Origin of the sequence: Pseudomonas sp. NCCP-436 (assembly GCF_019656335.1) — a bacterium.
Taxonomy (GTDB): domain Bacteria; phylum Pseudomonadota; class Gammaproteobacteria; order Pseudomonadales; family Pseudomonadaceae; genus Aquipseudomonas.
Map to the genome: position 1 here is coordinate 19,121 of NZ_BPLZ01000010.1, position 16,891 is coordinate 36,011.

The 16,891-nt window shown below is 63.0% G+C and carries 15 protein-coding genes and 1 pseudogene; 12 read left to right on the forward strand and 4 right to left on the reverse strand.

Annotated features, from left to right (window positions below; all coding sequences use genetic code 11):
- The first annotated feature begins 61 nt into the window (after positions 1 to 61).
- From NCCP436_RS11765 to NCCP436_RS11780, 4 genes are all read left to right on the forward strand, one after another.
- Positions 62 to 1,354, forward strand: a complete 1,293-nt coding sequence (locus NCCP436_RS11765; RefSeq protein WP_220804195.1) for an NCS2 family permease — start codon at positions 62 to 64, stop codon at positions 1,352 to 1,354.
- A 135-nt stretch (positions 1,355 to 1,489) separates the two neighbouring features.
- A complete protein-coding gene (gene trmA, locus NCCP436_RS11770; protein ID WP_220804196.1) occupies positions 1,490 to 2,578 on the forward strand; it encodes a tRNA (uridine(54)-C5)-methyltransferase TrmA in 1,089 nt (362 codons plus the stop codon).
- Between the two features lie 99 nt (positions 2,579 to 2,677).
- Positions 2,678 to 3,112: a DUF411 domain-containing protein gene (locus tag NCCP436_RS11775; protein ID WP_220804197.1), complete on the forward strand. Its 435-nt coding sequence runs from the start codon at positions 2,678 to 2,680 to the stop codon at positions 3,110 to 3,112.
- Positions 3,113 to 3,157: 45 nt separating this feature from the next.
- Positions 3,158 to 4,018: a neutral zinc metallopeptidase gene (locus NCCP436_RS11780; RefSeq protein ID WP_220804198.1), complete on the forward strand. Its 861-nt coding sequence runs from the start codon at positions 3,158 to 3,160 to the stop codon at positions 4,016 to 4,018.
- A gap of 173 nt (positions 4,019 to 4,191) precedes the next feature.
- Here NCCP436_RS11780 and NCCP436_RS11785 read toward each other — a convergent pair whose 3' ends face one another.
- Both NCCP436_RS11785 and tesB read right to left on the reverse strand, forming a co-directional pair.
- Positions 4,192 to 4,791, reverse strand: a complete 600-nt coding sequence (locus NCCP436_RS11785; RefSeq protein ID WP_220804199.1) for an HAD family hydrolase — start codon at positions 4,789 to 4,791, stop codon at positions 4,192 to 4,194.
- On the reverse strand, positions 4,788 to 5,657 hold the full coding sequence (gene tesB / locus NCCP436_RS11790; protein WP_220804200.1) for an acyl-CoA thioesterase II: 870 nt from the start codon (positions 5,655 to 5,657) through the stop codon (positions 4,788 to 4,790). Before tesB ends, NCCP436_RS11785 begins: the two co-directional genes overlap by 4 nt.
- Positions 5,658 to 5,890: 233 nt before the next feature.
- Between tesB and NCCP436_RS11795 the strand changes: the two genes are divergently transcribed.
- Complete coding sequence (locus NCCP436_RS11795; protein WP_220804201.1) at positions 5,891 to 8,431, forward strand: EAL domain-containing protein; 2,541 nt, start codon at positions 5,891 to 5,893, stop codon at positions 8,429 to 8,431.
- Here NCCP436_RS11795 and NCCP436_RS11800 read toward each other — a convergent pair.
- Positions 8,418 to 8,972, reverse strand: coding sequence for a GNAT family N-acetyltransferase (locus NCCP436_RS11800; RefSeq protein ID WP_220804202.1), 555 nt, complete (start codon positions 8,970 to 8,972; stop codon positions 8,418 to 8,420). The genes NCCP436_RS11795 and NCCP436_RS11800 overlap by 14 nt on opposite strands.
- Before the next feature lie 35 nt (positions 8,973 to 9,007).
- On the opposite strand from NCCP436_RS11800, the gene NCCP436_RS11805 reads away from it, so the two are divergent.
- A complete protein-coding gene (locus tag NCCP436_RS11805; RefSeq protein WP_220804203.1) occupies positions 9,008 to 9,925 on the forward strand; it encodes a histone deacetylase in 918 nt (305 codons plus the stop codon).
- A 77-nt stretch (positions 9,926 to 10,002) separates the two neighbouring features.
- Positions 10,003 to 10,827, forward strand: coding sequence for a bifunctional 2-polyprenyl-6-hydroxyphenol methylase/3-demethylubiquinol 3-O-methyltransferase UbiG (locus tag NCCP436_RS11810; RefSeq protein ID WP_220804204.1), 825 nt, complete (start codon positions 10,003 to 10,005; stop codon positions 10,825 to 10,827).
- 7 nt (positions 10,828 to 10,834) lie between these two features.
- On the opposite strand, the pseudogene NCCP436_RS11815 reads toward NCCP436_RS11810, so the two are convergent.
- A pseudogene (locus NCCP436_RS11815) lies at positions 10,835 to 11,967 on the reverse strand (aminotransferase class V-fold PLP-dependent enzyme).
- A 113-nt stretch (positions 11,968 to 12,080) separates the two neighbouring features.
- Between NCCP436_RS11815 and NCCP436_RS11820 the strand changes: the two are divergent.
- From NCCP436_RS11820 to ampE, 5 genes are all read left to right on the forward strand, one after another.
- Positions 12,081 to 13,334, forward strand: a complete 1,254-nt coding sequence (locus NCCP436_RS11820; protein ID WP_220804205.1) for a TIGR03862 family flavoprotein — start codon at positions 12,081 to 12,083, stop codon at positions 13,332 to 13,334.
- Positions 13,335 to 13,431: 97 nt separating this feature from the next.
- On the forward strand, positions 13,432 to 14,439 hold the full coding sequence (locus NCCP436_RS11825) for a response regulator (protein ID WP_220804206.1): 1,008 nt from the start codon (positions 13,432 to 13,434) through the stop codon (positions 14,437 to 14,439).
- Between the two features lie 4 nt (positions 14,440 to 14,443).
- Positions 14,444 to 14,878: a PAS domain-containing protein gene (locus NCCP436_RS11830; RefSeq protein ID WP_220804207.1), complete on the forward strand. Its 435-nt coding sequence runs from the start codon at positions 14,444 to 14,446 to the stop codon at positions 14,876 to 14,878.
- Positions 14,879 to 14,962: 84 nt separating this feature from the next.
- Positions 14,963 to 15,520, forward strand: a complete 558-nt coding sequence (gene ampD / locus NCCP436_RS11835) for a 1,6-anhydro-N-acetylmuramyl-L-alanine amidase AmpD (protein WP_220804208.1) — start codon at positions 14,963 to 14,965, stop codon at positions 15,518 to 15,520.
- Entirely contained in the window at positions 15,517 to 16,350 is an 834-nt protein-coding gene (gene ampE / locus NCCP436_RS11840; protein WP_220804209.1) for a regulatory signaling modulator protein AmpE, read from the forward strand. Before ampD ends, ampE begins: the two co-directional genes overlap by 4 nt.
- Positions 16,351 to 16,891 lie beyond the last annotated feature (541 nt).

The following is a 16,891-nucleotide window of genomic DNA, read 5'->3' on the forward strand; positions in this document are numbered from 1 at the left end:
GCGGGCAAGTGTGCTTTGCTGAGCATTGTCGGCGCGCCTTGCGCCTCAGGGGAGTTTCGCCATGCTGGAAAGACTGTTCCAACTCAAAGCCCACAACACCTCGGTGCGCACCGAAGTACTGGCCGGGATCACCACCTTCCTGACCATGGCCTACATCCTCTTCGTCAACCCCAACATGCTGGCCGAGACCGGCATGGATCACGGCGCGGTGTTCGTCGCCACCTGCCTGGCTGCTGCCGTCGGTTCGCTGGTGATGGGCCTGCTGGCCAACTACCCGATCGCCCTGGCGCCGGGCATGGGCCTGAACGCCTTCTTCACCTACACCGTGGTCATGACCATGGGCTACAGCTGGCAGACTGCCCTGGGCGCCGTATTCCTCTCCGGTGCGATCTTCTTCCTGCTGTCGATCTTCAAGATCCGCGAATGGATCATCAACAGCATCCCCCTGGCCCTGCGCGCCGGTATTGCCGCCGGTATTGGCCTGTTCCTGGCGATCATCGCGCTGAAGAACGCCGGCATCGTGGTCGATCATCCCGCCACCCTGGTCGGCCTCGGCGACATGAGCCAGGGCGGCGCGCTACTGGCCTGCCTGGGCTTTTTCGTCATCGCGGCGCTGGCCTATCGCAAGGTCACCGGCGCGGTGATGATCGGCATCCTGCTGGTCACCGGCCTGTCCATCGCTCTGGGTCTGTCCGAACTGCCGGGCGTGATCTCCATGCCGCCATCGCTGATGCCGACCCTGCTGCAACTGGATATCGCCGGTGCGCTGGATATCGGTCTGATCAGCGTCATCTTCGCCTTCCTCTTCGTCGACCTGTTCGACACCTCGGGAACCCTCGTGGGCGTCGCTCAGAAGGCCGACCTGCTGGACAAGGACGGCAAGATGCCGCGCCTGGGCCGTGCCCTGATGGCCGACAGCACCGCCACCATGGCCGGCGCCGCGCTGGGTACCAGCACCACCACCAGCTATATCGAATCCGCGGCCGGCATCAGTGCCGGCGGACGCACCGGTCTGACCGCCTGCGTGGTCGCAGCGCTGTTTCTGCTCAGCCTGTTCTTCGCACCGCTGGCCGGTTCGGTGCCGGCTTACGCCACCGCTCCGGCGCTGCTGTTCGTCGCCGTACTGATGATGAGCAGCCTGGCGCAGATCGACTGGGACGACCTGACCGTCGCCGCCCCGGTTGTGGCCGCCGCCCTGGCCATGCCGCTGACGTTCTCCATCGCCAACGGCATCGCCTTCGGCTTCATCGCCTGGACCGGCATCAAGTTGCTGTCCGGCCGTGCCCGCGAACTGAATGCCGCGATGTGGGTGCTCTCCGCCCTGTTCATCGTCAAGCTGGCGTACTTCGCCTGATTCATCAGACTGGAGCGTTCCCATGCAGTGTGTGGGGACGCCTCAACGCCTGCCCGCACCAGTCATCGACAGCCAGGCACGACAACATCGGCTCCGCTACAATGGCGCCCCGTTTTTCTGCCCCATGAGTGACCGATGAGCCGTCCCGCATTCGACCCCGCCACCTACGACGCCCAACTCGCCGAGAAGAAGGCCCGTCTGGTCGAATTGCTGGCGCCGTTCGCCGCACCTGAGCCCGAGGTGTTCGATTCGCCGCGCGAGCATTACCGCATGCGCGCCGAGTTTCGTCTGTGGCGCGAAGACGGTCAGCGCCACTACGCGATGTTCGCGCCGGGCGACAAGCACACACCCATCCTGCTCGACGACTTCCCCATCGCCAGCCTGCGCATCAACGAACTGATGCCGCGCCTGCGCGCGGCCTGGCAGGCCAGTGAGGCGCTGTCGTTCAAGCTGTTCCAAGTCGAGTTCCTCACCACCCTGGCCGGCGATGCGCTGATCACCCTGGCCTACCACCGTCCGCTGGACGAAGCCTGGCAGGCCGCAGCAGAAAAACTGGCCGGCGAACTGAACGTCAGCCTGGTCGGCCGTTCACGCGGCCAGCGCCTGGTAATCGGTCGTGACTACGTGAAAGAAGAACTGAACGTGGCCGGACGCAGCTATCGTTACCGCCAGCCGGAAGGCGCCTTCACCCAGCCCAACGCCCGGGTGTGCGAGAAGATGCTGGGCTGGGCCTACGAGGTGCTCGGCCAGCGCGACGACGATCTGCTGGAACTGTACTGCGGCAACGGCAACTTCACCCTGCCGCTGGCCACCCGCGTGCGCCGCGTGCTGGCCACCGAGATCAGCAAGACCTCGGTGAACGCGGCCCTGGCCAACCTGGCCGACAACGGCGTGGATAACGTCGAGCTGGTGCGTCTGTCCGCCGAGGAACTGACCCAGGCCCTGAACGAGGTGCGCCCGTTCCGCCGCCTGGCCGGCATCGACCTGAAGAGCTACAAGTTCGGCAGCGTCTTCGTCGACCCGCCGCGCGCCGGCATGGATCCGGACACCTGCGAACTGACCCGCCGCTTCCAGCGCATCCTCTATATTTCCTGCAATCCGCAAACCCTGGCGGACAACATCGCCCAGTTGAGCGACACCCATCAGGTAACGCGTTGCGCGCTGTTCGACCAGTTCCCCTATACCCATCATATGGAAGCCGGCGTACTGCTGGAACGGCGCTAGACGCCCTTCCAGCCGACCATCTGCCGCAGTCTGTTGCAACAACTTGGGCTCATCGCGATCCAAGCCTAAGCTTCCCCAACCTTCCTTCTGGAGACCGTCATGCGTCGCGCGCTGTTTACCCTCTTTCTCTTCACCGGCCTGGCCCAGGCCGGAGAGACTCTGGTCATCGACGTCCACCGCGATGCCAACTGCGGCTGTTGCAAGGCCTGGATCAGCCACCTGCAAGACAACGGCTTTACCGTTAACGATCATGTCGAGGCCGATATGGTGGAGGTCAAGCAGCGCCTCGGAGTGCCGCCCCGCCTGGCCTCGTGCCACACCGGGGTGATCGATGGCAAGTTTGTCGAAGGCCATGTGCCGGCTGCCGACATCCTGCGCCTGCGTCAGCGCCCGGATCTGATCGGCGCCGCTGTGCCGGGCATGCCGGTAGGCTCGCCGGGTATGGAGTACGGTGACCGTGTCGATGCCTATCAGGTCATCGGCCTGGATAAGCAGCGTCAGGATCAACTGCTGGCTGACTACCCCAGTCGCTGATCAGCGGCAACTACACTGCACGGATCACTATCAGGAGGACGAGCCATGCGCTGGCAACGAGGCAGACGCAGTGACAACGTGGTAGACGCACGCGGCCGCTCGGGCATGCGCGTAGGTGGCGGACTGAGCCTCGGCGGGGTCGCAATGATCGTCATTGTCGGCCTGCTGATGGGGCAGGATCCGCTGCAGATTCTCGGCCAGATTGCCGGCCAGGCCACTCAGCCGCAGGTCAGCCAGCCCGCCGGTACGCCACCGGCCGATGACCAGCAGAGCGAGTTCGTCCGGGCGATCCTCGGTGATACCGAGGACACCTGGCGCGAACTGTTTCGCAGCGCCGGCCAACAATACCGTGACCCGACACTGGTGCTGTTCAGCGGTGGGGTGAACTCGGCCTGCGGATTTGCCAGTTCGGCAGTAGGCCCCTTCTACTGCCCGGGCGACCAGCGCGTGTACCTGGACATGGCCTTCTTTCGCGAAATGGAGCAGCGCTTCGCCGCCGCCGGCGACTTCGCCCAGGCCTACGTAATTGCCCATGAGGTGGGTCACCACGTACAAACCCTGCTGGGCGTTTCGGCACAGGTCAATATGGCCCGCCGCCGTGGTGAACGGGTCGAGGGCGATGGCGGCCTGCTGGTACGCCAGGAGCTGCAGGCCGACTGCCTTGCGGGGGTCTGGGCTCACCATGCCCAGCGCCGCCATGACTGGCTGGAGCCAGGTGACCTTGAGGAAGCCCTGAACGCCGCCAGCGCCATCGGCGATGACCGCCTGCAAAAACAGGCCCGTGGTCAGGTAGTCCCCGATGCCTTCACCCACGGTACCTCAGCACAGCGCGTACGCTGGTTCCGCACCGGCTTCGACAGTGGCCGGCCCGGCAGTTGTGACACCTTCAAGGCCGCCCGCCTGTAGACAGCAGGCGGGGTTCCAAACAGGGCAGGAGAGGCAAAGAATACCCGACGCCAGATGCCCGATCGGACGAAAAGTCCCCGCGCATCGGTGCCACTTCGTCAAAACGGGTTGGGACTGCTCGCCTACAGAGCGCAAATCCGGCTTCTGCCTCGCCTGCTCTTCGCTTAACGGCTTTACCTACATAGCAGCTGCGCCAGTAACTGTCCGCAGTCACGAACATGCAGACTGGTCAGTTCCGGCCAGGGATTGTCCGGCAGATTGACCAGGACACTACGAGCGCCGGCCGCCTGGGCGCACTTCAGATCGAAGCTGTGGTCGCCGACCATTACCAGCTCGGCAGGCGCCACGCTCCAACGTTCAGCCAGGTGCAGCAGTCCGCCCGGGTGTGGCTTGGGCGGCGCCTCGTCACGACCAAGGATGTCATCGACGGCGAAGCAGTCATCAAGGCCAATGGCTGCAAGCGTCAGCAACGCCAGCTCGCGGGCATTGCGCGTGAGAATGCCAAGCCGGCAGTCACGCGCGAGCAAACTGCGCACCAGCGCCTCGGCACCCGCTGCCGGGCGGGCAGCCAGTGCCAGCTCGCGCTCGTGCGCAAGCAGCCAGGCATGCTTGGCTGCTGCCTCATCGGCAGGCAGTGCAGCCAGGTAATGAAGAATGTCGGCCTCCTGCGGAATACCCAGCTCCCGTTTGATGGCCGCAAAGTCATGTACCGCCAGGGTCAGGGTACCGTCCATATCGAATACCCAGTGGCGGGCCGCCTGTAACGTCTTCACTTCCAGTCCTCACGTAAACGGATCAGCCCCTCCTGGGCCACCGAGGCGACCAGTTCGCCCTGGCTGTTGTAGATGCTGGCACGGGAGAAACCTCGGGCGTTGCCGGCCCAGGGGCTGTCCATGCTGTAGAGCAACCAGTCGTCCATACGCAGGTTGCGATGGAACCACAGCGAGTGGTCGAGGCTCGCCACCTGCATGAATTTCTGGAACACCGAGACGCCGTGCGGCTGCAGCGAAGTGATCAGCAGGTTAAAGTCGCTGGCGTAGGCCAGCAGATACTTGTGCAGTTGCGGATCGTCCGGCAGCTCGCCAGAGGCGCGGAACCACACATGTTTGACCGGCTCGCAGGGCTTGGGATCGAAGGGGTTTATCAGCGTCACCGGACGAATCTCGATCGGCTTGTCAGCGGTAAAACGCTCGCGCAGGCGCTCCGGAATCATAGGTGCCACCAGCCGGGCCAGCTCGGTTTCCGACTTCAGGCCCTCCGGACCGACCACCTCGGGCATCTCCGTCTGATGGTGAAAACCTTCCTCATCGGACTGGAACGAGGCACTGCAGAAAAAGATCGGCTGGCCTTTCTGTACGGCAACTACCCGCCGGGTACTGAAACTGCCGCCATCGCGGGTGCGCTCGACCTGATAGAGCACAGGTAGCTCAGCATCGCCCGGACGCAGGAAATAACCATGCATAGAGTGCACATGACGCGCATCAGCCACCGTCTGGCTGGCAGCCGAAATGCACTGACCCAGCACCTGACCGCCAAACAGCTGGCGAAAACCGAGATCCTGGCTATTTCCACGAAACAGGTTCTCCTCAATTTTTTCCAGATTCAGCAAGGCCACCAGATCATCCAGAACCCGGGTCATTTCAACTTTCCTCTAAATACAGTGGTTGCGAGGGTAGACAATGGTAAAGGATCGGCAGACAAAACGCCGCCATTCGCAGCAAAAGCCCTCTTTTTCATCGCAGACTCTTGCCACAAACGTGCCATCACGACCAAAGCCTACTTGAAGGCACTTAACGCTCCGTCTTAGGGTCTAAAGCTCGCTGCAACCGCCAGACCGGTGCATATTTCCTCCAATCGTCACGGCTGATTCCCATGACAACCCGAAATCTCTCGGAAATCTTCATCCAGACTCTGGAACAAGCCGTCGACAGCGTGGTGGTCATCGACGGCAGCAACCAGGTCATGCTGTTCAATCGTGCGGCAGAGCAGCTCTGGGGCCTGAATCGCGAGCAGGTACTGAACCGCAACGTCAACCTACTGGTGCCCCCCGAGTTGCGCCAGCATCACGACGGTTACATTGAGGCCAATCGCCTCACCGGGATCAACAAAATCGTCGGCAGTACCCGCACGCTGGAAATCCGGCGCCCCGACGGCAGCACACGCTGGGGGTCAATGTCCATCTCCAAGATCGAGACTGGCAGCGAGGTGCTCTACACGGCCTTTGTCAAGGACATCACCGAACAATACCTGCAGGACGAGAAACTGCGCCTGCTCTCACTGGTGGTCGATCATACCGACAGCGCCATTCTCATAGTCGACGATCAATGGCGCATCCTCTACGTCAATGACGGTTTCACCCATATGTTCGGCTATGGCCGCGAACATCTTGATACACGCTCGCCAATGGAGCTACTGACGCCTTATCTGACGCCAGCGCGTATCGTCGCCGTCCGCACCCAGTTACTGGCCGGCAAACCCTACGCTAACGACGAGCTGATCTATTGCGCCAATGGCCAGCGCATCTGGTGTCACATGGCAGTCAACCCGATCATCGACAGTAGCGGTGCGATGAACAATGCCGTGGCGGTATTCACCGACATCACCCAGTCGAAGATGCACGAAGTACTCCAACAACGCATTCTCGAAGCGATGGCCCAAGAAGACCCTCTGGAAACGCTGATGGACAAGGCCTGTCGCGAGGTCGAACGCATCGCTCCGGAGATCACAGCCTCCATCCTGCGCGTCAGCGAGAACGGCCAACTGCAGCCACTGGCTGGCCCCAATCTGCCACCCAGCTACTGCGCGGCTCTGGAGGGCGTGCAGATCAGTCCCCGATGCGGTTCCTGCGGCACGGCCGCCTACTGCGGCGAAGCGGTACTGGTCGAAGATATCGAAAACGACCCGCTGTGGATCGACTACAAGGAACTTGCACTGCCAGCAGGGCTACGCGCCTGCTGGTCCACACCGATCAAGGACAACCACGGCCGCGTACTCGGCACCTTCGCCTTCTACTACCGCGAACGCCGAGGCCCAAGCGCCTTTCATAAGCGCCTGCTGGATGTACTGGTACACCTCTGTTCACTGGCCCTGCAACGCGAGGAAAACCGCGCCCAGATCCGTCGACTGGCCTTCTACGACAGCCTGACCCAACTGCCCAATCGCAGCCTGCTGCACGCCCAAGCCGATCTGCTGCTTGCCGAAGCAGGACGCAACACACAGACAGTGAGCGTACTGTTCGTCGATCTCGACCGCTTCAAGCAGGTCAACGACTCCCTCGGCCACCACGCTGGCGACGAACTGCTGCGCCTGGTTGCCAAGCGCCTGAGTGAAAACCGCCGGGCCGATGACATCGTCGGCCGACTGTCCGGTGATGAATTCGTTTTAGTACTGCCGCGCTGTGGCAACCAGCAGATTGCCGAGACGATCGAGCAACTGCGCCATAACCTCAGCCAACCCTGCCGGATTTCCGGAGTAACACTGTGCCCGTCGGCCAGCATCGGCATTGCCATGTTTCCCACAGATGGCCACGACATGGGCACGCTGATTCAGCGTGCCGACATGGCCATGTATCAGGCCAAGAACACCGGTCCCGGCCGCTACAGCTTCTTCAGGCATGAGTTGAACCAGTTGGCGCAGGAGCGTATGACCCTAGAAAGCGCTTTTCGCGAAGCCCTTGAGCAGGGTCAACTGAGTCTTAACTACCACCCACAGGTACGCATGGACGACGGCCGCCTGCACGGGCTCGAAGCCCTGGCGCGCTGGCACCACCCGCAGCTGGGCGAGATTTCTCCGGAGCGCTTCATCCCGCTGAGCGAGGAGTGCGGCCTGATCAACCAGTTCGGTCTGTGGGCCGTGCGCGAAGTCTGCCGCCAGTTGGCTCAATGGCGACGCAAGGGGCTATCGATCCCTGCTGTTTCGGTAAACCTCTCGCCGACCAACTTTCACAATCTCGATCTGCCGGAAACGATCGCCACAATCCTCAGAGAGAACCAATTGCAACCGGATGACCTGATCCTGGAGATCACCGAAAGCGTGCTGCTGGATAACAATCCCCGTACGCTGAATATCCTCGATGAAATACATAGCCACGGCATCCGGATGTCCATGGACGATTTCGGCACCGGCTACTCCAGCCTCAGCTACCTGCGCCGCCTGCCGGTACAGGAACTCAAGCTCGATCGCAGCTTCGTCCTCGACCTGGAACAGGACACCACCAACCAGGCGCTGGCAGAAGCGGTGATCCGCCTCGGCGAGAGCCTGAGCCTGACTGTTGTCGCCGAAGGCGTGGAAACCGCCGCTCAGCACGAAATCCTCCGCCAGCAGGGCTACCATGTGGGCCAGGGCTACCTGTTCTCCCAGCCGCTCTCGAGCGCCGATCTGGAGGTTTGGCTGCAAAATCTCAGCCAAGCCTGAGCAGGCCTTCATCCCGGCCGATGCGGTACAGCAGATGCAGACGCAGCGGATGCCCCGGCGGCAACCGTGGATGCTCGAACACACCGTCGCGGCGCATGCCAAGACGCTCCATAAGCCCCCAGGAGCGCTGGTTGGCTAGCGTGGTGAAGGCCACCACCTGATCCACGTCCAGCTCTTCGAAGGCAAACCGTAGCGCCCGCTGCGCAGCCTCACGCGCATAGCCCTGCCCCCAGTACGGGAGCGCCAGGCGCCAGCCGATCTCCACTGCCGGCGTGAAGTGCGCGGCAAAGCCGACCCGTGCCAGCCCGGCGAAGCCGACAAAGGCAGCGTCGACCTGTCGCTGCAGATACCAGAAAGTAAAGCCGTGCTCGTCCTGGTGCTCCTGCAAACGACGCAGCAACGCCTCACTGCCGGTGCGATCCAGAGGCGCGGGGAAGTGCGCCATGACCTCGGGATCCGAGCACAACCCTGCCAGGGCATCGAAATCTTCATCGCGCCAGGGGCGCAGGATCAGCCGCGCGCTGCGCAGAGGGGTCGACATATACTGGCCAGCCTAGCGTTCATCCCGGACCTCCCATGTTGCCACTGGTCTATCACGACGACTACAGCCCGCCCTTCCCCGCCGGACACCGTTTCCCCATGGAAAAATTCCGCCTGCTACGCGATCACCTGGTCGATAGCGGCCTGACCAGCGATGCCGCACTGCAACGGCCACAGCCCTGCCCGGCCAACATCCTCGCCCTGGCCCACTGCCCGGACTACATTGCCCGCTACATGGCCGGCGAACTGTCGGCGCAGGACCAGCGCCGTCTCGGCCTGCCCTGGAGCCCGGCATTAGCGCAGCGCACAGTGCGCGCCGTAGGTGGCTCGCTACTGACCGCCGAGCTGGCGTTGCAGCACGGTCTGGCCTGCCACCTGGCTGGCGGCACGCACCATGCGCACTACGATTTTCCTTCCGGCTTCTGCATTTTCAACGACCTGGCAGTGATTGCCCGCTACCTGCTGGACGCCGGTCGAGTGCAGAGGGTGCTGATCTTCGACTGCGACGTGCACCAGGGTGACGGCACTGCCCGCCTGCTGGAGGATGTGCCAGAAGCGGTCACCGTGTCACTGCACTGTGAACAGAACTTTCCGGCACGCAAGGCCCAAAGCGATTGGGATATCCCTCTGCCGTGCGGCCTCGGCGACGAGGACTACCTGAAGGTGGTGGACGATACGCTGAACTACCTGCTGCCAATCTACCAGCCGGATCTGGTTCTCTATGACGCTGGCGTCGACGTACATAAGGATGACGCGCTGGGTTACCTGCGACTGACCGATAGCGGCCTGGCTGCTCGGGACGAAGCCGTGCTGCAGCACTGCCTGGGCCGCGACATCCCGGTAATGGCCGTGATCGGCGGCGGCTACTCGAAGGACCTGCCCGCCCTCGCCCGCCGCCATGGCGTCCTCCACCACAGCGCGGCGCGCGTGTGGGCCGCGCGCGGGCTGGGCTGAGCGACAAACGCGAACAGCGCTATCGATTCGGCCATGGCATCGGCATAATCCGCCGTTGCCCTCAAGGAGAACACCTCATGGATGATTCATTCGCGCTGAACAAGGCCAACTGGAACGACCGCGCCGCCCTGCATGCGGCCTCCCCCGAGTACCAGGCGCAGCAGTTCATCGACACGGCCGAGCACCTGTCCGACGTGGTGCGCTTCGACCGTGTTCGCCTCGGCGATATCAGCGGGCTGCAGGCGGTTCACCTGCAATGCCACATCGGCACCGACACCCTGTCACTGGCGCGCCTGGGCGCCGAGCTTACCGGCCTGGACTTTTCCGATGCGTCGCTGGCGCAGGCGCGACAGCTGGCCAGTGCCTGCAACCAGCCTATCCGCTTCGTCGAGGCCCCGGTCTACGACGCTGCGCAGGTGCTCGGCGAGCAGCGCTACGACCTGGTCTACACGGGCATCGGCGCGCTCAACTGGCTGCCACGCATCGACAACTGGGCCGCCAACGTGGCCGCTCTGCTCAAGCCGGGTGGGCGACTCTTTCTGCGCGAGGCGCACCCCGTTCTGCTGAGCCTCGACGAGACCTGCGAAGGTGAGTTGCGCATCGTCCATCCGTACTTCGAACACCGCGAGCCGCTGGTCTGGGACGACGCGCAGACCTATGTGCAGACCACGGCGCCGCTGACGGCGACCGTGACCCACGAGTGGAACCACGGCCTGGGCGAGATCATCTCGGCCCTGCTGCGCCACGGCATGCAGCTGAGCGCACTGCAAGAGCACGACAGTGTGCCCTGGGAGGCGTTGCCAGGGCAGATGGTGCGCGGCGCTGATGGTGAGTGGCGCCTGCAAACGCGGCCGGAGCGCCTGCCGCTGAGCTACACGCTGCAGGCGGTGAAACGCTCCTGAGCGTGCTTCAGGGCGCCAGCACCTTGTCCAGCGCCTGTTCCAGGGTTGCCACGCTGCGCTCGACGTTGCCCAGCTTGTCCAGCCCGAACAGGCCCAGGCGGAAGGTCTGGAAGTCCGCCGGCTCATCGCATTGCAGTGGCACGCCCGCGGCGATCTGCAGGCCGACGGCAGCGAACTTGGCGCCGCTTCTGATCTGTGCATCGTCGGTGTAGCAGACCACCACGCCCGGGGCCTCGAACCCCTCGGCAGCAACGCTGGCGAAACCGCGAGCAGACAGCAGACCGCGCACCCGCCGGCCCAGCTCCAACTGCTGCTCACGCACCCTTTCAAAGCCGATATCCCTGGCCTCGAACATGGCGTCGCGGAAACGCGCCAGGGCATCGCTGGGCATGGTCGCAGGTAGGCATGTCCGCCCTGCTCGTACGCCTGCATGATCTGCAACCACCTCTTCAGGTCACAGGCGAAGCTGGTGCTCTGCGTGGCCTCGACACGCGCCCGGGCTTTCTCACTGAGCATCACCAGAGCACAGCACGGTGAAGCACTCCAGCCCTTCTGCGGCGCGCTGAGCAAAACGTCCACACCACAAGCCTGCATGTCCACCCAGAGAGTACCGGAGGCAATACAGTCAAGCACGAACAGGCCGCCAACGGCGTGTACCGCATCGCTCACGGCACGCAGGTAATCGCCCGGCAGCAGCATGCCCGAAGCAGTTTCCACGTGCGGAGCGAACACCAGCTGCGGCCGGTATTCGGCGATGCAGGCCAGTACCTCATCCAGCGGTGCAGGGGCAAAGGCAGCCTGAGCGTGCGTGGACACCCGACGAGCCTTGAGCACTCGTGCCTCGGCCGGAATGCTTCCTGCCTCGAAGATTTGCGACCAGCGATAGCTGAACCAGCCGTTACGCAGAACCAGGCACCTCTGCCCCGTGGCCAACTGGCGTGCCACCGCCTCCATGCCATAGGTGCCGCTACCAGGCACCACCGCGACAGCATGGGCATTGTAGACCTGCTTCAGCGTTGCGGAGATGTCGCGCATGACACCCTGAAAGGCCTGTGACATGTGGTTGAGCGCACGGTCCGTGTAAACCACCGAGAATTCAATCAGGCCATCGGGATCGACAGCGGGATGGATTTGAGACATGGCTGACTCCGGGCAGAAAGACTGCCCCTGAACCTGCACGAAACGCGGCCAAATGACAAGGCTGCCGATCTCTCGGGTAGAATACGTTACCTCTTTCCTGCCGCCCTGCCAGCATGTCCGCAGCCAGCTCCGTTACCGCTCACCGTGTCGCCGTCATCGGCGGCGGCCCCGCTGGCCTGATGGCCGCTGAAGTACTGGCCCGGGGCGGCGTGCGCGTCGACTTGTTCGATGCCATGCCCTCGGTAGGACGCAAGTTTCTGCTGGCCGGCGTCGGCGGTATGAACATCACCCATGCCGAGGCCAGACCAGCCTTCCTCAGCCGTTACGGCAAGCGCCAGGCAGAACTCACCGAGCTGCTACAGGATTTCGATGCAGACGCTCTGCGTGCCTGGATTCACGAGCTGGGCATCGACACCTTCGTCGGAACATCCGGCCGCGTCTTTCCAACCGACATGAAAGCAGCACCACTGCTGCGCGCCTGGCTGCGGCGCCTGCGCGAACTGGGCGTGGCCATTCACACCCGCAGCCGCTGGCTGGGCTGGAACGCCGACGGCAGCCTACGCATCGCCGGTATCGATGGTGAACAGGCAGTGTCGGCAGACGCCTGCCTGCTGGCCCTCGGTGGAGGCAGTTGGCCACGCCTGGGTTCCGATGGTGCCTGGACCTCGCTGCTACAGGAACGCGGAATACAGGTGACAGCGCTCAAGCCAAGCAACTGTGGTTTCGAAACAGCCGGCTGGAGCGAACATCTGCGCAACCGCTTCGCTGGCGCGCCACTGAAGAACGTCGCTCTGGCACTGCCAAACCAGCCAGCCCGCATCGGTGAGTTCGTGCTCACCGAGCGTGGTGTCGAAGGCAGTCTGATCTACGCCTTTTCCGCCGCCATCCGCGACACCATCGAAACCGAAGGCCGGGCTGTCGTCCACCTCGATCTACTGCCGCAGACTCCGCTGGCGAAGCTGCAACAGGCCCTGGCCCGGCCACGCGGCAAGCAATCGCTAGCCAAGCACTTGCACCGCCAAACCAGTCTGGAGGGCGTCAAGGCCGCCCTGCTGCGCGAACTTGCAGCGCCGGAGGCCTTCGCCGAGCCCGCTTCGCTGGCCCCCTGGATCAAGGAATTGCCACTCACGCTGGTACGCCCGCGTCCGCTGGATGAGGCCATCAGCAGCGCTGGCGGCGTGCGTTTCGAGGACCTGAATGCACAGCTGATGCTCAAGACCATGCCCGGAGTATTCTGCGCCGGCGAAATGCTTGACTGGGAAGCGCCCACCGGCGGCTACCTGCTCACTGCCTGCTTCGCCAGCGGCAGGGCAGCGGCAAAGGGCTTGCTGGCCTGGCTCGGCGACCGGTCAGACATCTGTCACTGAGCGGGACAACGCAGAAAGCCATCACACTCCTGTGACGCGATACTGGCGGAAGGCTATGCTCATAGCCAGCGTTCCCACACACAGGTCATTTCCCGCCGTGATTCCCCTGTTGGTCTGCGACGATTCGAACATGGCGCGCAAGCAGCTGATACGCGCTCTGCCGGCCGACTGGCCGGTATCCATCAGTCAGGCTGCGAACGGCCAGGAGGCGCTGACTCTGATCCGTCAGGGACAGGCCCGGGTAATGCTGCTGGATCTGACCATGCCGGTACTCGACGGCTACCAGACTCTTGCAGCACTGCAGGCCGAGGGCCTGAGTTGCCAGGTGATCGTGGTCTCCGGCGATGTGCAGGAAGAGGCCGTACGCCGCGCACTCCAGCTCGGTGCCCTGGCCTTCCTGCGCAAGCCTGCGGATCCTGCGGAACTGCACCGGACACTGGCCGAACTGGGCCTGCTGACGCCGTCGGAGCCCACGCCCGCCCCGGCAACAACTTCAGCGCCGGAGTTGCCGGAACTGAAAGTCAGCTTCCGTGACGCCCTGCGCGAGGTCAGCAACGTTGCCATGGGCCGTGCCGGCGCACTTTTGGCCCGGGCACTGGGAGTATTCGTACAACTGCCAATCCCCCAGGTAAACATCTTCGAAGTCGGCGAACTGCACATGACCTTGCTCGAAGCCCAGCGCGGCGAGCAATTCAGCGCCATCTGCCAGGGTTTTATCGGCGAAGCCATCGCCGGCGAGGCCCTGCTGCTGTTCCACGACTCACAGCTGCAGGACATGGCCCGCCTGCTCGGCATCCAGCCACACGACAATACGCAGAACGCGGAGATGCTGCTGGATCTGGCCAGCATTCTGATTGGTGCCTGCCTCAGCGGGATTGCCGAACAGCTGGATCTGCGCTTTTCCCAGGGCCATCCGCAGTTGCTCGGCCAGCATGCCTGTCTTGAACAACTGATCCGCGTCAACAGCCGGCGCTGGCGCAAGACCCTGGCAGTGGAGATCAGTTACAGCCTCGAAGGACACGCCATCCATTTCGACCTGCTGCTTTTATTCACCGAAGACTCGATCCGGCGCCTGACCGCCAAGATCGGCTACCTGATGGAGTGAGGCGATGCCCGCACAGATCGACATCCGCGAAGTCCACTGGCTGCTGGATATCATCCAGTGCATCGACGTGGGCATTATGGTGCTCGATCGTCAGTACCGCATCGAAGTCTGGAACGCTTTCATGGAGAATCATTCAGGCCTCAGCCCGGATCAGGTGCAGGGACGTTCGCTGTTCGAACTGTTTCCGGAAATCGACCGCCCCTGGCTGGAGCGCAAGGTCGAGAGCGTGGTATTGCTCGGCACCCGCGCTTTCAGTCTGTGGCAGCAGCGCCCCTACCTGATGCGCTTCAACAGCTATCAGCCAATCACCGGCCAGGCCGACTTCATGTACCAGAACGTCACCCTGCTGCCGCTGGCCGGCCAGCCGGTGGAGCATATCTGCCTGGTGATCTACGACATGACCGGAGTCGCGGTGCAGGCACAGCAGACCGCCGATTGAGTCATCCGCCTCCGGCAACGGCACGGCGGTTCTTGGCCGACATGGCTGGCTGCACTAGAGTGGAGGCACGTTCAGGAGCATCGCATGCAGCTCGATCTTGCCAGCGGCTGGTTCAACGGAATACGCCACTGCCCCTCGCCCAACTTCAACACCCGCCCGACCGGGGAAATTTCCCTGCTGGTGGTGCACAACATCAGCCTGCCGCCCGGAGAGTTCGGCACAGGGCGGGTACAGGCGTTCTTCCAGAACCGCCTGCCGGTGGAGGAACATCCTTTCTTTGCCGAAATTGCCTCGCTGCAGGTCTCGGCGCATTTCCTCATCGAACGCGACGGCAGCCTGACCCAGTTCGTATCCTGCCTCGACCGGGCCTGGCATGCCGGAATGTCGCAGTTCGACGGGCGCGACAACTGCAACGACTTTTCCCTTGGTGTGGAGCTGGAAGGCACGGACGACCTGCCTTATACCGATGCCCAGTACCACTGTCTGGCCGCACTGACCCGTCAGCTGCTAGCCGCCTACCCGGCGTTGACGCCGGAACGCATCCGCGGCCACAGCGACATCGCCCCCGGCCGCAAGACCGACCCGGGCCCGGCCTTTGACTGGTCGCGCCTGTATGCCGAACTGAAGGAGAGATGGTCATGAGTTTTCTGGTGATTCTGCTGGTTGTCTGGGCGGAGAAATTTTCTTCCGCACGTCAGCACATCCAGCAGGACGACCTCTGGCTCGCCCAGCTACAGCGTCTCCAGCAAAGCAGCCTGCAGCACTCACCCTGGCTCTGCCTGGCGCTGCTGGTGCTGCTGCCGGTACTGCTATTGGGCCTGCTGCTGATGTTGCTGGAACCACTGGCCTACGGCTGGCTGGCACTGCCACTGCATCTGCTGGTACTGATCTACAGCCTGGGACGGGGTGACCTGCAGGCAGCACTGGGACCGTTCCGTGACGCCTGGCGCCGCGGTGATCTACAGGCAGCCTACAGGGTGGCCGAACGGGATCTGGCCCTGCAACCGGAAGAAGGCCTGGCGCTGTTGCGGCAGGTTCAGGGGCATTTGCTCTGGCAGGCCTACCAGAGCTTCTTCGCCGTACTATTCTGGTATCTCCTGCTCGGCCCACTGGCAGCACTGGCCTACCGCCTGCTGGCGCTGACTGCCGAACGCGCCGAACTGTCCGGTTTGCGCGAGCGTGCCGGCCAACTGCGACATGCCTTCGACTGGCTGCCGGTACGAGTATTGGCCTTCAGTTTCGCCCTGGTCGGCAACTTCGTCGCTGTCAGCCGCGCTCTGCTGCATGAGCTACTGAACTGGGATCTCTCCGCCGATCAATGGATGGCCCGGGCTGGCCGCGCTGCCGCTGAGCTGGATACTCCGGTCAGCGGCGAGCACGGTGTGGAGACACTGGATCGGCTCTGGCAATTGCTGATCCGTGCCGCAGTGGTCTGGTATGCCGGTTACGCATTGTGGGTTCTGCTGGTCTAGCCTAGCCCGCAAGTAGCACAGCGCCATCTTAACCTTAAGTTACAGAGCGACAGGTCGATACGAGGTATAAAGAGCTCGCAGTCATGCCAGTTCGGTGATATTTCCGCCCTTTTTCTGCCCGCAACACCGGCGGCATCACCTCCCCAGGCTGGCTTGTCTGCAAAGGATGCCTGGCAGCGATCCATAGCGGATCGGTAGTCGTCACGGCCACATCTATAACAATAATGGCATCTGGAGAACTCCAGTGAAGACCGTGTTGTATCCGGCCATCGCGCTGATGAACCGTCTCAGCTTCGGCATGAAGTTCAGCCTGATCAGCATCCTGTTCTTCCTGCCCATGCTGATCAGCAACTTTTATCTGGTGCGCGACTCTTATCGCCAGTTCGTCGATACCCGTATTGCTCTGGACAGTCTCGAACTGCTTGGCAGCAGCCTGCAATTGCGCCGCGACCTGGAGAGCCTGAACGACCTGGCGCAGATCAACGCACTGATCGGTCAGTCCGGCCAGGCCGGCAACCTGGAAAGTCGCATCGCTCAGCTG

Excerpts from the sequence above, each read along its gene's own strand:
- NCCP436_RS11795 (WP_220804201.1), top strand. The coding sequence starts at position 5,891 with ATGACAACCCGAAATCTCTCGGAAATCTTCATCCAGACTCTGGAACAA.
- NCCP436_RS11820 (WP_220804205.1), top strand. The coding sequence starts at position 12,081 with ATGTCCGCAGCCAGCTCCGTTACCGCTCACCGTGTCGCCGTCATCGGC.
- tesB (WP_220804200.1), bottom strand. The coding sequence starts at position 5,657 with ATGACCCGGGTTCTGGATGATCTGGTGGCCTTGCTGAATCTGGAAAAA.
- NCCP436_RS11805 (WP_220804203.1), top strand. The coding sequence starts at position 9,008 with ATGTTGCCACTGGTCTATCACGACGACTACAGCCCGCCCTTCCCCGCC.
- NCCP436_RS11830 (WP_220804207.1), top strand. The coding sequence starts at position 14,444 with ATGCCCGCACAGATCGACATCCGCGAAGTCCACTGGCTGCTGGATATC.
- ampE (WP_220804209.1), top strand. The coding sequence starts at position 15,517 with ATGAGTTTTCTGGTGATTCTGCTGGTTGTCTGGGCGGAGAAATTTTCT.
- NCCP436_RS11810 (WP_220804204.1), top strand. The coding sequence starts at position 10,003 with ATGGATGATTCATTCGCGCTGAACAAGGCCAACTGGAACGACCGCGCC.
- NCCP436_RS11765 (WP_220804195.1), top strand. The coding sequence starts at position 62 with ATGCTGGAAAGACTGTTCCAACTCAAAGCCCACAACACCTCGGTGCGC.
- ampD (WP_220804208.1), top strand. The coding sequence starts at position 14,963 with ATGCAGCTCGATCTTGCCAGCGGCTGGTTCAACGGAATACGCCACTGC.
- NCCP436_RS11800 (WP_220804202.1), bottom strand. The coding sequence starts at position 8,972 with ATGTCGACCCCTCTGCGCAGCGCGCGGCTGATCCTGCGCCCCTGGCGC.
- NCCP436_RS11775 (WP_220804197.1), top strand. The coding sequence starts at position 2,678 with ATGCGTCGCGCGCTGTTTACCCTCTTTCTCTTCACCGGCCTGGCCCAG.
- NCCP436_RS11780 (WP_220804198.1), top strand. The coding sequence starts at position 3,158 with ATGCGCTGGCAACGAGGCAGACGCAGTGACAACGTGGTAGACGCACGC.
- trmA (WP_220804196.1), top strand. The coding sequence starts at position 1,490 with ATGAGCCGTCCCGCATTCGACCCCGCCACCTACGACGCCCAACTCGCC.